Genomic DNA, 16,635 nt, shown 5'->3' on the forward strand with positions numbered 1-16,635 from the left:
TTCGTTAATGTCTGGAGGTAATATCTGAATCCCCATATTTCTACAGCTTAAAATATATTCCGAAACCTTACTTGAGTTATCAATAACAGAGGTTAAAAGCGCTGCCATAAATTCAATTGGGTAATACTTTTTTAGCCAGGCAGTTTGGTAAGATATCATAGCATAGGCAGCGGCATGTGATTTGTTGAAAGCATATTTTGCAAAGTCTGTCATCTCGTCAAATATATGATTTGCAACTGCTTCTGGAATTCCATTGTTAATACAACCTTTAACATCCTCTTCTTCATTACCATATACAAAGTTTTTACGCTCCTTTTCCATTACCGAAGCCTTCTTCTTTGACATGGCACGACGAACTAAATCGCTTCGTCCAAAGCTATACCCTGCAAGTTCACGAACAATCTGCATAACCTGTTCTTGGTATACAATACAACCATATGTCGGTGAAAGAATTGGCTCTAATTGAGGGCACTCATATACAATCGCATTCTGCTCATTCTTTCCTCTTATATACTTTGGTATGAAATCCATAGGGCCCGGTCGATACAAGGAAATTCCCGCTATGATATCTTCCAGATTCTGTGGCTTTAATTCCTTCATAAAGCTCTTCATACCAGCACTCTCCAACTGGAATATACCTTCCGTTTTCGCAGAGGCAATCAGCTCGAATACACCCTTATCATCATAGTCAATTTTATCAATATCAATCTGTTGATCTTCTGGCAATTTCTTATTTGCTAATCGAACAGCATTCTGAATAACCGTTAATGTACGAAGTCCTAAGAAGTCCATCTTTAATAGACCTAATTCTTCTAGCGTCGTCATCGTAAACTGTGTTGTGATTGTCTCATCAGAAGCTCTCGATAGTGGTACATATTCATCAACCGATGCCTTACTGATTACAACACCTGCTGCATGCATAGATGTATGTCTTGGCAGGCCTTCCAGCCTCATTGACATATCTAGTAGATATTTTGCCTGCTCATCAGAGTTATACAATGTCTTTAGCTCTGGATTCATATCAATGGCTTTCTTAATCGTAATTCCAAGCTCTGTTGGAATCATCTTTGCAACACTATCTACATATGCATATGGCAAATCAAGTGCTCTACCGATATCACGGATAACCATCTTCGCTGCCATTGTTCCAAACGTTACAATCTGTACTACACGATCCTTACCATATTTACGCACAACATAGTCAATTACTTCTTGCCTACGTTCAAAGCAAAAATCAATATCAATATCGGGCATTGTTAAACGTTCTGGATTTAAAAATCGTTCAAACAGTAGACTATATTTCATTGGATCAATATTCGTAATCCCTAGGGTATAGGATACAATACTTCCTGCCGCTGAACCACGCCCCGGACCAACCATAATATCATTGTCTCTCGCATACTTGATAAAATCCCATGTGATTAGAAAGTAATCTACAAATCCCATTCCATGGATTGTTTCAAGTTCATACTTTAAGCGTTCTTTAAGCTCTTCAGAAGGATTTGGATAGCGTACCTCTAAGCCTTCCGTACATAACTTTTGTAGATATTCCCATGCTGAATAGCCCTCTGGTACATCATAGCTTGGTAATTTGTACTCTCCAAATACGATTTCTACATTACAACGCTCTGCAATCTTGTTCGTATTCTCAAGTGCTTCTTTCGCATAAGGAAACAACTCTTCCATCTCCTCTGGAGACTTCACATAGTATTGTCCACCTTCATAGCGCATACGATTCTCATCAGAAACCTTCTTCTGGGTCTGAATGCATAGAAGAATATCATGTGCCTGTTCATCACTTTCTAATGTATAATGAATATCATTCGTCGCAACAAGCGGGATATTCGTATCATGATTCAATCTTAACAAGCCTTGATTTACCGTTCTTTGCTCTGGTATTCCATGATCTTGTAGCTCTAAAAAGAAATTACCCTCTCCGAACAAGTCCTGCAAGCGCAATGCCTCTTTTTTTGCTTCTTCATAAAATCCTTTTCGAATATCACTCGCAACAATTCCAGCCAAGCAAGCACTTAACGCAATTATCCCCTCATGATATTGTTCTAATACCTCATAATCTACCCTTGGTTTATAATAGAACCCTTCTGTAAAACCTCTTGATACAATCTTCATTAAATTATGAAAACCGATATCATTCTCTGCCAATAGTACTAAATGATTGTAACGAGAATCTCCAGTATTCTCACGCTCAAACCTTGAACCTGGTGTTACATATACTTCGCAACCTAATATTGGTTTAATGCCTTGCGCCTTTGCTGCTCTGTAAAAATCAATTACTCCATACATTACACCATGATCTGTTATAGCAACACTTGTCATTCCAAGTTCCTTGACTCTTGCCACCAATTCCGTTATTTTATTCGATCCGTCAAGCAAGCTATATTCTGTATGGACATGTAAATGTGTAAAGTTCATGATTTTCCTCCTAGGTAGTACTTTTTCTTTTGATATCATATCATTTTTTTTCATACATTACTAGAGCGATAAAGCGTTTTTCTTTCCTAGGAATAAAAGAGGGCTATAGAAAAGCAGATAAAATCTACTTCTTCTATAGCCCTCTTTGGCTAGTCCTAATTACTACTTAAATATTTTTCAATGTTTTCCATTGCAGTTTCTTCGTCTGTACCGTCTGTTATTACTGTAACATGTTCTCCTGCTGCAATCGATAAACTCATCATTCCCATGATACTCTTTGCATTTACTTTCTTTTCTTCACTCTCCACGTAAACGCTACTCTCATACTGGCTAGCTACTTGAACAAGTAAGGCAATTGGTCTAGCCTCTAAACCTGTTGGAATCTTAATTGTTATTTGTTTTGTAATCATACCATATCCTCCTTTTATTCCCTTAAGTTATCTGCAATTATACTTAATTTTCTTAATCTATGATTAACTCCTGATTTACCAATTGGTGTACTTAGCATCTCTCCCAACTCTTTTAAAGATGCCTCTGGATGAGACAGCCGAAGAGTTGCTATCTCTTCTAATCCTTCATCTAACTCACCAAATCCAATTAACTCCTTGATAAATAGGATATCTTCCACTTGTTTTGAAGCGGCGGCAACTGTTTTGTTAATATTTGCCGTTTCGCAATTCACTTGCCTATTAATTGAGTTTCTCATCTCTTTTAGTATTCGCACATTTTCCAAATCCATTAGAGCAACATGCGCTTCCATTACATTTAACAAATCAACGATTTGAGAACCTTCTTTTAAATATACCACAAAATATCGTTTGCGTTGAACTATTTTTGCTTCAATCGCAAAAACATTTAACATTTCTCGCAACTGAACCGCTTTTGACCTTGTTGGCAAGGCAATTTCAAAGTGATATGCTTTACTTGGATCACTTATAGAACCTGAGGATATGAATGCCCCTCTTATAAATGCTCGTTTACAGCAAGTATTCTGTACAACAATGTTATCTACTATGGACAGATTTTCTTTAATCTCACCATATTCATCTATTAATCGTGTTGCCCTTAATATATTCTTTGCAACTTCATGGTTTTTTACAACAACAATATACGCTTGTGTCTGAACGGCACTTCGTTCATATCTCTTTCGCCTTACCAATATCTCTGGTTGTATTTGAAATGCTGCTATTAATAATTTTTGGCACTTCCTTGCTACCATAAGGTTTTCTGATTGTATCTTAATCGTATATTCGTCTTTTATAGAAATAGAAATTTTACCACATAAGCTAATGATGGCGGCAATCTCTGCTATTTGACAATGTCTAGCGGAACTAATTAATTTTGATAATTCTTCTTTTACATCTTTTGAAAATGACATTGCTACTCACCTCAAGTTAACTTCTTTTGTAGAGCATCTTTTTTTATATCTCTATGTTCTACCTTAGAACCATATTCTAATTTAGCCAATCTATCACCTAAAGCATTTACAATTGATACGGAACGATGCTTACCACCTGTACAACCAATACCTACTACTAATTGATTCTTTCCCTCTTCTATGTAATTAGGAATTAGGAATTCAAGCATATCACTTAACTTGTCCAAAAATTCGGCGGCTTTTTGTGATGACATTACATACTCGTAAACTGCTTGGTCATTACCTGTCTGCGCTTTTAATTCAGGGACATAATATGGATTTGGTAAAAATCGAACATCAAATACCAAATCACAATCCATTGGAATTCCATACTTAAACCCAAAAGAAAGTACTGTTATATAGAAATTACCATACTCCTGTTCTTGAACAAAAATCTTATCAATCTCACTTTTAAGCTCGCGAACTAATAACTGACTTGTATCTATAATAAAATCTGCCTGCTTCTTTAGAAACTCTAACTTTTCTCTTTCTAATCCAATTCCTACATCTACTCTTCCTGTTCCTGATAACGGATGGCTCCTTCTTGTCTCTTTAAAACGTTTGACAAGTACTTCATCCCCCGCCTCAAGGTAAAGCACCTCATAGAGATACCCTTTGCTTCTCGCTTCAACAAGAATTTCATTCAAACCGTCTAACGCTTGCCCACTACGAATATCAATTCCTAATGCAACTTTATCAATTTGAGAATTCTGATCATATGCAAGCTGTGCAAATTTCAAAATAAGTTGTATTGGCAGATTATCTACGCAAAAATAACCGATATCCTCCAACATCTTCAACACAGAGCTCTTTCCCGCTCCCGACATTCCTGTAACGATTACAAACCTCAAGATATAACCCTCCAATACAACGAATAGCTAGTTTAAAATTCTCCTAAAAAACGCACTTCTGGTTCTAATAGTATTTGATTCTTTTCATATACAATACGCTTTACATCATCAATAAGCTGTCTAACTTCACTTGCAGTACCATTTCCAACGTTTATAACAAAACCACAATGTTTCTCTGAAACCATGATATCGCCTACTCGATATCCTGCTAAACCTGCATCCATAATAAGCTTTCCTGCAAAATATCCTTCAGGGCGCTTGAAAGTACTTCCAGCACTCGGATATTCTAATGGTTGTTTTTCTACTCGTTTTCTATTTAGCTCTGCCATCTCTGCTAATATATCTTCTTTCTTTCCTGATGGTAGTTCAAAAACAGCTTCCACTACAATATAATCTTCCTTCTGAATAATACTCGTTCTATATGATAATTGCAATTCTTCTTTTTGAAGTGTGAATATCTCACCTTCTCTATTCAAAACAGTTGCTGATACAATATAATCCTTTATCTCATATCCATATGCACCTGCATTCATTGTTACTGCTCCACCTAGCGTTCCCGGAATTCCTGATTCCCCTTGCATACCTGCTAGATTATGTTCTGCAACCTCTCTTGCTAATTTTGCAAGCATAACGCCTGCTCCTGCTGTAACAAGATGATTATCAATTCTTATCCAATCAAATTTTCTATAGATCTGTATGATTACACCTTGGTAGCCTTTATCACCTACTAGGATATTACTTCCCTTACCTATTATATAGTATGGAATATTGCTTTCTATACATGCTTGCATTACTAATTTTAATTCTTCTTTATTCGTTGGAGTAACAAAGTAATCTGCTAACCCACCTATTTTAAATGTTGTATGTTTTGAAAGTGGTTCATTCCTTAATATATTCTCTTCGGATAAAATCGTTTTTAATTTTTGATTTATATCATTCAAAATTATACCTCTTTACTCTGTAACTGTCCACCTTCCTCACTTTTATTACTCATTATGAACCAGTTACATCTATCTATTTTTAATATAATACATATATATGAAGTCTCTGCTAGTCTTAATAACAGTATAATTTGTCACATTTTACAAATTTTCTTTTATTCTTTGGCACATTGTTATAATACAATACTTAATTCTTTATTTCAACTATAATTCTATTTTTTTAATCCCAATTCGAAAACTTTGGTAATAATAACAAAATTGTATTTTTTACTTTCGAATTCATTGTAAGGGTATACAATTCTCGTACTATTTTTGTAATTTTCTCGGTAAGGTTAACAAGAGAGGGACATACCATTTACCATGGTTGTCCCTCTCTTCATACAAATACTATTCTATTTTATTTTATTACTCGTTGATAACTAATTTTGCTGCACCTACGATACCAGCATCGTTACCAAGCTCTGCTAATTTAAACTCTTTATCTTTATGTGCATGGAATGCATATTTTTCATAGTGACGTTGGATTACATCAAGTAGGATTACTCCTGCTTTTGATACTCCACCACCGATTACATATACATCTGGTTCTACTACAGTTGCAATATTTGCACATGCCGCACCAAGATACCAGCCAAGTTGCTCTACACATTCTGTAGCTAGTTTGTCGCCTTCTTTCGCTGCATCAAAAATCATCTTAGCTGATAGATTATCTTTATCACGAATAGCAGAAACCTCGTCCGATTTCGCTAATATACGTTTTGCTACTTTAACAACTCCAGTTGCAGAAGCGTATTGCTCTAAACAACCTTTTCTTCCACAATTACAACTATCTTCTTCTTCATAATTAACAGTCATATGACCGATTTCACCAGCAGCACCTTTTGTTCCGGTGATAATCTTTCCGTTATGGATTACTCCACCACCAACGCCAGTACCAAGTGTAATCATAAGTACCTCGCCATGACCTTTACCACCACCAAGCCACATTTCACCTAGTGCTGCAACATTAGCATCATTTCCTGCTTTAACATTTGCAATTCCAGTTAATTTTGATACTTCTTCTGCAACATTGAATGTTCCCCAGCCAAGATTTACACAAGTAAGAACAACACCATCATCATCTACTGGTCCTGGTACACCAATACCAATTCCTTCGATTTCATCTTTAGCGATTCCTTTTTCTTGCATCTTTTCTTCCAATGACGCACATACTTCTGGTAATATCTTGTTTCCACCATCTTCTTTGTTTGTTTTAACTTCCCATTTATCAACAATCGTTCCATCTGTAGTAAATAGACCAATCTTAACTGTAGTTCCCCCTATGTCGACACCAAAACAATACTTATTCATATTCCTCATTTTTCCTTTCTGCTTGTTATTACAGTAATTATATATACAATTTTTATTACTTTTTCATTAAATTGTTTGTTACACGATTGTATAACTCTTGTGCTGCATTGTAACCCATCTTCTTTTGTCTGTAGTTAACGGCTGCTGATTCTACGATAATCGCAAGGTTTCTACCTGGACGAATTGGAATCTGGTGGCACACAACTTTATTACCAAGGAACTCTGTATACTGTTCATCTAATCCCAAACGGTCATACTCTTGCTCTTTATTCCACTCTTCTAGCTTAATAACTAAGTCAATTGATTGTGTATTCTTAACACTTTCAACACCAAATAACGTTTTAACATCAATGATACCAATACCTCTAAGCTCGATAAAATGACGTGTAATATCTGGAGCTGTACCAATTAACGTCTCATCACTAACTTTCTTGATTTCTACAACATCATCTGTTACTAAACGATGTCCTCTCTTGATTAATTCAAGTGCTGCTTCACTCTTACCAATTCCACTTTCACCCATGATAAGAACACCTTCACCATAAACGTCAACCAAAACTCCATGAATAGAAATTCTTGGTGCAAGTTCAACTTTAAGCCAACGGATTACCTCTGACATAAACCCAGATGTTGTCTGCTCAGTTTTGAACAAAGGAACACCTTTCTTAGTCGCTAATTCAATTAAACCTGGCTCAATCTCTATATCACGGCAGAATACGATACATGGAACTTTATAATCCAATAACTTTGTCATAATTCCAAGTCCATGATCCTTTTCCATCTTTTGCATGTAAGCATGCTCTACGTTACCAATTACTTGAACGCGATCTGAATCAAAATAATCAAAAAAACCTGCTAACTGTAACGCTGGTCTATTTACATCTGTTTGACTAATCACAATATCATCAATATTAATATCAGGAGTACAATTCACAAGTTTCATTTTCTTAACTAGTTTTTCCAATTCTACTGTATACATATATAATCTCCTTCGCCATTTAGATTTTCTGTTATTTATTAACCAATTCTAACTATCTTTGGGCTTTCTGTGACCTTCGCTCACAGAAAACACCTTGCGGTACTATGTCTTTCAAATTACATTCTAACATACTAATTTTTCAACTTCAATTGCTACTTTATTAATCCGGTTATTACACTTGCATATCGTTGCTGTTCACTCCATAACCAGTAACACGCTTCGCTAGATATTACATGCGAACAGTTACCATGTATCAACAACGTAAATTGGCAAAACTTCGTAACCTTCCCTGCGTATTCGCTGGCGTTCTCTAATTAAAAAACGATAGTGAAGCACCTATAGTACTTCTTAGTGTGTACATCAACAACCTAGGAAGGCTCGGCATGGACGCCGAGCCAGCTCGAGCTGAGGCAGGATGCCGAATCGAGGGCGTTTCCGTAACTTTTCAATATACACCCGTACACACTTAGAAGTACTTAGATGCGCAGCGTGTTTTGTATTAGAGAACGTCAGCGAATACGCCTCGAAAACCTATCAAAGTTTTGCCTCACTACCTTGCTCACTACCTTTACCATGAAAAAAGTCATACACCTGTTTCGCAGCCTTTTCATTCATCGTTGGAACAATACTAAGCTGTTCTACTGTTGCTTCTTTTATTGCATCTAACGAAAGAAAGTTCTTCATTAATTCTATCCTTCTCTTCTCGCCAATACCAGGGATATCATCAAGTATAGAATGCACTTGGTTCTTGCTTCGCAGCGAACGATGATACTCAATTGCAAAACGATGTGTTTCATCTTGAATACGTGTTATTAACTTAAAGCCTTCACTATCTCGGTTAATTGGAATCTCCCTGTTATTAAAGTACAATCCTCTTGTCCTATGGTTATCATCTTTCACCATACCACAAACAGGTATCGATAAATGCAGATCTTCCATGACTTTAAGAGCAATATTTACTTGACCTTTACCACCATCCATCATAATCAAATCTGGAAATCTTGTAAAACTTCCATGTTCGATATCCATGCTTTTCTCTATGAGTTCCGCTCGTTCCTGTTTTCCATGTTGAAAACGTCTTGTAAGGACTTCATTCATACTGGCGTAATCATCACTTCCAATAACCCATTTAATTCTGAATTTGCGGTAATCATTTCTCTTTGGCTTTCCATTCTCATATACAACCATCGATCCAACGGATTCAAATCCATTAATATTCGAGATATCAAACGATTCAATCCTCTTAATAGAATCGAGTCCCAACCAACTCTCAATCTCTTTCATAGCACCTTTTGTTCGTTGCTCTTCCCTCTTAATCTTCTCAGAGTCTTGTTGCAACACAAGAGATGCATTCTTCTCTGCTAATTCTACTAGCTTTTCCTTCTCGCCCTTTTTCGGTACATGAATATATACTCTCTGTCCTCTTTTTGTCGTTAGCCATTCTGTTATTAATTCTACGTCTTCTATCTCTTCCTGAAGTAACAATTCCCTTGGAATAAACGGCGTTCCTGAATAGAACTGCTTTACAAAACTAGTCATTACCTCTTGTCTTGTATCATGTTCCACCCCTGTAAGATGAAAATGTTCTCTACCAATCAGTTTACCATTTCGGATAAAGAATACTTGCACTACCGCTTCATCTCCTGCTCTTGCAAATGCGATTATATCTCGATCTTCTTGATCTGATGTACTTGTTATCTTCTGCTTTTGTGCCATATGGCGAACGCTATTCATCAAATCACGGTAACCTGCTGCCTCCTCAAACTCCATATTCTCAGCAGCTTTTGTCATCTTCTCTTCTAACATAGACAACACTTTTGTGAAATTACCATTCAAAAAGTCAACAATCTCATCAATTGATTTCCGATAATTCTCTTCTGATATATATCCCTGACAAGGCCCACTACATTGCTTAATATGATAGTTTAAACAAGCTCTGTCTTTTCCGATATCCTTCAACAAATTACGATTACATGTACGAATCTGATAGATCTTGCGTATCATTTCTATCATATCTTTTACCGCTACTCCACTTGGATATGGCCCAAAATATTTCGCTCTATCTTTCTTCACCTGTCTTGCTATCATAATCCTTGGAAATGCTTCCTGCACCGTAACTTTAATATAAGGATACGTCTTATCATCCTTTAGCATTGTATTATATTTTGGCATATGCTCTTTTATTAAGTTATTCTCAAGTACCAATGCTTCCACTTCAGAATCCGTTATAATATACTCAAAATGGTCAATTTTTGATACCATTTTAGCTATTTTAGGCATATGATTTCGACTACTTTGAAAATACTGTCTCACACGATTCTTTAAACTTATTGCTTTTCCTACATATATAATTGTGTCATGCTCATCACGCATAATATAGACACCTGGTTTTGCAGGAAGCTTCTTCAATTCTTCTTCTATATTAAACATTGTACTTCCTCCATAAACACTAACTGTTAAGGACTACATCCTTCCAAGTTAAGATTATACACGCCTTCACATACTCTGTGATTTTGCGCCACCAACACCTAAAATTACAATTATGCCAACACCTTGCTATCTGAAAGCAGATATTCCTCAATAATACAAGCAACACCGTCTTCTTCATTGGATTTTGTGATTTTATCTGCATTCTCTTTTACAACTTCTTGCGCATTGTCCATTGCAACACCTAGGCCAGCATACTTAATCATAGATAAATCATTGAAACCATCACCAACTGCAATTAACTCTTCTCGTTTTAAGTTCAGATGATTTAAAAGATGCTCTAGAGAATTCGCTTTATCAACATTCATAGGCATAATTTCAAGGAAAAATGGTTCTGAACGATAAATACTTAATTGCTCTCCATATTTTTGTTGCATCTCTTTTTCAAGTTCCGCTAACTTCTCTGGCTCACCCGTCATAATACATTTATTAACACTAAAAGTTACATACTCATCGAAATTGTCCACATCTATTACTTTAATATTATTAATCCTAGCTTCAATATCTACATATGTATCATGGTTACAGCCACAGATAACATCGTCGCCTTCATATGTTATGATACTTACATTATGTTCTACCGCTTCCTTATAAAGAACAGGAAGCATCTCTTGTGGTAACATATTCTGATAGATAATCTCTCCTGTCTTACAATTCATTATTCTTGCCCCGTTAAATGCAAGAATGTATCCACCTTTCTCTTCTAACTTTAATATATCTGCAATTCCTCTAATTCCTGCTGTTGGTCTACCAGAAGCAACGATAATTACTTTCTCCGCTTCCATTGCTTCAGAAATTGCTTCTCTTGTTCTTGGTGTTATTTCTTTCTTTGCATTTGTTAATGTTCCATCAATATCAAGTGCGATTGCTTTATATGTTGTCATTTTAAAATACTCCTTTATATGAATCTATCATTTATCTTCCTGTCCCAAAAAAGGCTGTCACACTTACATATGACAGTCTTTTTGGCTTTTTACTATTTCTTATTCTGAATCCACATTACTTTCTTGTTGTATAGATGTTTCTTCTTTATTTACTTCTGATTTTTCCAGTTTTTCAGAATTGTTCTGCTCTTCCAAATCTGTCTCTTTTTCAGAATCCTCTTCCTCTGGAAGTCCCTTCACTTCTCGATAAATGCTCATAAACTCTTTTCCTGTAATTGTCTCTTTTTCAAGTAAGAAGTCTGCAATTTTATCAAGTACTTCACGGTCTCCTTCAAGAAGAGTAACTGCTCTATCATAACATTCCTTGAGAATGCGCATTACTTCCTTATCGATTTCCGCCGCCGTAGCATCTCCACAATTCAATACCGCTCTACCATCTAAGTAACGGTTCTCAATTGACTCTAATCCCATTAATCCAAAACGGTCTGTCATACCAAACTGTGTTACCATGGAGCGTGCTATCTTTGTTGCTTGCTCAATATCATTCGAAGCTCCTGTTGTAATTGATTTGAATACAATCTGCTCTGCTGCTCTACCACCGAATAGTGTTGTTATTCTTGTTAGTAATTCATCTTTTGAATTCAAATATTTCTCTTCTTCTGGAACTTGCATTACATATCCAAGAGAACCCATAGTTCTTGGTACAATCGTAATTTTCTGTACTGGCTCTGCTTCTTTTACTAATGCCGTTACTAAAGCATGACCAACTTCATGGTATGCAACAACACGCTTCTCTTCTTTTCCAAGAATGCGGTCTTTCTTTTCCTTACCAGCAATAACAACTTCTACTGACTCAAACAAGTCTTCTTGTGTTACAACTGTTCTTCCTGCTTTAACAGCAGTAATAGCTGCTTCATTAATCATATTCGCAAGATCAGAACCAACTGCTCCTGAAGTTGCTAATGCAATTGCTTCTAAATCAACAGAATCATGCATCAATACATCCTTTGCATGTACTTTAAGCGTATCTGCACGACCTTTTAAATCTGGTTTATCAACAATTACTCTTCGGTCAAAACGACCTGGTCTTAATAATGCTTTATCTAAAACTTCTGGGCGGTTTGTTGCTGCCAAGATTACTAAACCTTTCGATGTATCAAATCCATCCATTTCAGAAAGCAACTGATTCAATGTTTGCTCCCTTTCGTCATTTCCACCACCATAGTGATTGTCACGACTCTTACCAATTGCATCTATTTCATCTATAAAGATAATACATGGGGCTTGTTGTTGTGCTTGCTTGAATAAATCTCTTACTCTTGATGCACCTACACCAACAAACATCTCCACGAAATCTGAACCAGATAGAGAGAAGAATGGCACGTTTGCCTCTCCTGCTACCGCTTTTGCAAGCAATGTCTTACCAGTTCCCGGAGGTCCTACTAAAAGAGCACCCTTTGGTAATTTTGCTCCGATACGAGTATATTTCCCAGGATTGTGTAAGAAGTCAACTAATTCATTTAAAGATTCCTTTGCCTCTTCCTGACCAGCAACATCTTTAAATGTTACTCCTGTCTCTTTCTCCACATATACTTTTGCATTACTCTTTCCAACGCCCATCATTCCACCACTACTCTTACTAATCGCGCGGTAAAGAAAAGTCATTATAACACCTATCATTACAAATGGAAGCAAATATATAATAATAGTATCTAAAACACCCGTTGTATCATGTACTACCCTTGAATATTCTACCTTTGCATTATCAAGTGCATCATATAGACCAGGAGTATTCAAATATCCTGTGTAATATGTGATTACAAACATTCCATTCGTTTTCTCTTCTACAGGAATTATCGTAATTCTACTTGCATCAATCTTAACATTTTTAACTTTGCCTTCCTCTAGCATATTAATAAACTCTGTATAACTAACTTCTATCTTTGCACTTTCCTTCAACTGATTCGTCATATAATAAAACAAGAAAAACGCACATAGAGTAGCTATTACACAAAATACAATACCTTTTCTATTCTCGTTCTTTTTATTATCGCTCTTCTTCGGATTCTTATCGTCCAATTCTCCACCTCCATATGCCTAAATTTTATATTTGTTCAACATTGCCACTTAAACTTTAATTCTAGCATCGTTGCTATGTTCATTATAATGTTAGTATTTCCATAAATCAATAGATTAATGTCTTAAATTTTTGTATACTATAAAGGAAAAATGTATGAATTTTAAACTTGTAAACCATATTAAAATTTAGCATATAATAAATATACTACCTTGTCAGAAAGGATATTCTTATGAAAATATTAGTCGATGCTGATGCATGTCCAGTTAAGCATATAATTGAAAATGTCGCCAAAGAATTTGAATTACCTGTTATTATGATTATTGATACGAGTCATATCTTATATTCTGATTATTCCGAAATTGTCCAAGTAAGTAAAGCTCCCGATGCGGTTGATATCGCATTAATCAACCGAACAGTCGCAGGTGATATTGCCGTTACACAAGATTATGGCGTTGCCACTATGGTTCTTGGCAAAAAAGGCTATGCCATTAATCAAAATGGACGAATCTATACAAATGATAATATTGATCTTCTTATGTTTGAGCGACATATCGCAAAAAAACAACGTCGCGGAGGTGTACGTACTTCAAGTATTCGAAAGCGAACAAAAGAAGACGATGAACACTTTGAGCATTCTTTTCGCAAGTTATGCCAACTTGTAAAAAACAAAAAAGCAGATTAATTATAATAAAATAAATACCATCGTGTACATATTAACGATACACGATGGTATTTATTTTATGTTTTAATACTGAAATTTATTTATTATCTCTTCTAATTGTGTTGCACTTACTTTGTTTTGCTCAAGATACTCATAACCTTCTTGCGTTTTCATAACTGCATCACTTGATTTTTCAGCAATAATATATACACCTTCTGAAGATTGAGAAATCGTTGTATTAATAACTTCTACAATGTTCGCTATTTCTTTTATATCAAGAAACATCTTTCCAACAGAATCATCTGTCTTACTCATTACTCTGCGGAATGTATTGGCATCATTTTCGTACTGCTCACTAACATGAACAAACATTTCATAATCTCCTACAACATTGCTCTGCAAGAAATTCATTGTAACATCCATACATGATGATAGGTTCGTAACTGATTTTGTTATCTCTGAAACAATAGAATTAATTCCATCTAATGTTCTTAGCGTTTCCGATGCTAGATTTCCGATTTCACTTGCTACAACAGCAAATCCTCTACCTGCATCTCCAGCTCTTGCCGCCTCAATACTCGCATTTAATGCAAGTAGATTTGTTTGTGCAGAGATTCCTTTAATTTCTTCTGTCAATTCACTAATCTTATATACCGCTTTCGAATCATCCATAGCAGACTTCGCTTTAATTGCAATATCTGCATAGATTGTATTAGCAACTTCACTAGAAGCAGTTGCATTCTTCTTAAGCTCTAACGCTCTATCCAGCGTACTGCCAGCTTCTTCCAATCCCTCTTTCGTAAGTACAGCAATATCTTGTGAATAGTTCTTTGTTGTCTCTAATCTAGCAGCTATCGCTTCTGTATTGGAAGCTGTCTCTTGCATTCCTGATGCTAGCTCTTCCGTTGTAGTTGAGTTATCTTCTGCAATTACATAATATTCTTTCATAACTTTATCTAATTGTGTTACATTTGTTAATATGCTTTCCTTAACAGTCACCATATTACCTAAAACAGTCTGCAAAATACTTCTCATTTCCATTACTGATTTCGCCATTTTTCCTGTTTCATCATCACGTTTCGCAAGTTTAACAAGCTCCGTATTATCGCCAAAGTTAAGCTGTGCTGTCTGATTAATCACTTCCGTCAGTCGCTTAATCGGTCTTGCTAAATTCGTTCCCAAGAAAAATCCAATTACGATTACTATAATCAAGAACACAACAATAATTCCAGCAATTTCTTGTGTTAATTTTGTTGCATCTTCTTGTATCGCTGTCTTTGGCACGGAAAGAATAAACTTCATTCCATTGTTTAATGTAGCATATACTAAATTTTTTGCTTTCCCTTGGTATTGGTAACTTAATAACTTGCCTTCATTTCCGCTTTCTAATATAGAAGCTGTTACTTCTGCTAATTTACCATCTTCCACTTCAGCAAGTTGCTCACCTAATTCTAGTTCTTTGTGATGCATAATTTCGCCACTTGCATTTATAAGAAAACAATAACCATCTTTATAATCTACCGATTGTTCTGTGATATCTATTATTTTACTAAAATCAATGTCCATACCGATAATTCCCACGGATTCCCCATTGACATATAGAGGAACAACATAGGATATCATATATGTATTAATATTCGCATTCAAATACGGATCCATCCATGTTGCCTGTTTGTTATTCACTGGAATGTAATACCAACCTACATGTTCTAAGTCATCCTTATCAAAAGCACTAAAATCTGTAGGTGTTAAACTTTCAAAACTTTCCTCTACCGAATTCCTACTAAGGAAAATTCCTGAAGTTGGTTCTGTAAAGTCAGGATTGTATCGAATATATGCAGTAATTGCACCTTCTGTATTATTGGCAAATTCTACAACATCAAGAAACAAATCTTGTGTAAATGCTGACACGTAAGCTGAGTTACTCTTGAACTGAGCAATTTCAAGTTTGCTAAGTACAATTGCGCTTAATGTATCAACCGATTGCTCTATCCTCTCAATTAGAGAATTAATTTCTGCACTCTTGTTCATACATGTTAATTGCATATACTCTTTCGCATTATTATTTGCCATGTTACTTGATTCATTAATGCTAACATAACCTATCACTGCTGCTAGCAGTATAGTGCACATTGTAATAATAGCAATAATTCTTAACTTAATTGTTTTCACGTAATGCTCCTTCCTTGCTGATTCTACTAAGTTGACATTGTCAATCAATATAGATATCATATTATGCCTTCACTAAAAATATACTATAAACTCCTTGCGTCATAGCATCTTCTAGGTCCTTATACCTATATTATATCTAATACCACTTAATAAGCCAAGAAATTTCTCATCCAATTTGACATCTTCTAAGATTATTATCCCTTATCCAATTAATTTACCTATCTAATAACACAAAACTGCGTTTAATAATTCTTTTGTATACTGCGCTTTAGGATTATCAAAAACTTCCTCCGTAATCCCTTGCTCTACAATCTCTCCATTATGCATAACAATCACACGGTCACATATCTCATGAATAACATTCATATCATGAGAGATAA

The 16,635-nt window shown here is 35.6% G+C and carries 12 protein-coding genes; 1 reads left to right on the top strand and 11 read right to left on the bottom strand.

Annotation, left to right across the window (positions count from 1 at the left end; genetic code table 11):
- From RMR19_RS05835 to ftsH, 10 genes are all read right to left on the bottom strand, one after another.
- The coding region (locus tag RMR19_RS05835; RefSeq protein WP_310602562.1) for a DNA polymerase III subunit alpha at positions 1-2,433 on the bottom strand (2,433 nt) is incomplete at its 3' end.
- 155 nt (positions 2,434-2,588) lie between these two features.
- Complete coding sequence (locus RMR19_RS05840; protein ID WP_310602563.1) at positions 2,589-2,843, bottom strand: HPr family phosphocarrier protein; 255 nt, start codon at positions 2,841-2,843, stop codon at positions 2,589-2,591.
- 14 nt (positions 2,844-2,857) lie between these two features.
- Entirely contained in the window at positions 2,858-3,811 is a 954-nt protein-coding gene (gene whiA / locus RMR19_RS05845) for a DNA-binding protein WhiA (protein ID WP_310602564.1), read from the bottom strand.
- 11 nt (positions 3,812-3,822) lie between these two features.
- Complete coding sequence (gene rapZ / locus RMR19_RS05850) at positions 3,823-4,701, bottom strand: RNase adapter RapZ (protein WP_310602565.1); 879 nt, start codon at positions 4,699-4,701, stop codon at positions 3,823-3,825.
- A gap of 32 nt (positions 4,702-4,733) precedes the next feature.
- Positions 4,734-5,645 carry a UDP-N-acetylmuramate dehydrogenase gene (murB, locus tag RMR19_RS05855; protein ID WP_310602573.1) on the bottom strand — a complete coding sequence of 304 codons (912 nt, stop codon included), beginning with the start codon at positions 5,643-5,645 and terminating at the stop codon, positions 4,734-4,736.
- Between the two features lie 402 nt (positions 5,646-6,047).
- Positions 6,048-6,992 (bottom strand): ROK family glucokinase, encoded by a 945-nt coding sequence (locus RMR19_RS05860; RefSeq protein WP_310602566.1) that lies wholly within the window; start codon positions 6,990-6,992, stop codon positions 6,048-6,050.
- A 55-nt stretch (positions 6,993-7,047) separates the two neighbouring features.
- Positions 7,048-7,971 carry an HPr(Ser) kinase/phosphatase gene (gene hprK, locus RMR19_RS05865; RefSeq protein ID WP_310602567.1) on the bottom strand — a complete coding sequence of 308 codons (924 nt, stop codon included), beginning with the start codon at positions 7,969-7,971 and terminating at the stop codon, positions 7,048-7,050.
- A 534-nt stretch (positions 7,972-8,505) separates the two neighbouring features.
- Positions 8,506-10,401, bottom strand: a complete 1,896-nt coding sequence (uvrC, locus tag RMR19_RS05870; RefSeq protein WP_310602568.1) for an excinuclease ABC subunit UvrC — start codon at positions 10,399-10,401, stop codon at positions 8,506-8,508.
- Between the two features lie 110 nt (positions 10,402-10,511).
- The gene (locus tag RMR19_RS05875; protein WP_310602569.1) at positions 10,512-11,342 is read right to left on the bottom strand and encodes a Cof-type HAD-IIB family hydrolase; all 831 of its coding nucleotides are present in this window, start codon (positions 11,340-11,342) and stop codon (positions 10,512-10,514) included.
- 99 nt (positions 11,343-11,441) lie between these two features.
- Positions 11,442-13,421, bottom strand: coding sequence for an ATP-dependent zinc metalloprotease FtsH (ftsH, locus tag RMR19_RS05880; RefSeq protein ID WP_310602570.1), 1,980 nt, complete (start codon positions 13,419-13,421; stop codon positions 11,442-11,444).
- A 230-nt stretch (positions 13,422-13,651) separates the two neighbouring features.
- On the opposite strand from ftsH, the gene RMR19_RS05885 reads away from it, so the two are divergent.
- On the top strand, positions 13,652-14,104 hold the full coding sequence (locus RMR19_RS05885) for a YaiI/YqxD family protein (protein WP_310602571.1): 453 nt from the start codon (positions 13,652-13,654) through the stop codon (positions 14,102-14,104).
- Positions 14,105-14,167: 63 nt separating this feature from the next.
- Here RMR19_RS05885 and RMR19_RS05890 read toward each other — a convergent pair whose 3' ends face one another.
- The gene (locus RMR19_RS05890) at positions 14,168-16,255 is read right to left on the bottom strand and encodes a methyl-accepting chemotaxis protein (protein ID WP_310602572.1); all 2,088 of its coding nucleotides are present in this window, start codon (positions 16,253-16,255) and stop codon (positions 14,168-14,170) included.
- Positions 16,256-16,635: the final 380 nt, after the last annotated feature.

Source organism: Anaerosporobacter sp. (genome assembly GCF_031551385.1).
Taxonomy (GTDB): Bacteria; Bacillota; Clostridia; order Lachnospirales; family Lachnospiraceae; genus Anaerosporobacter.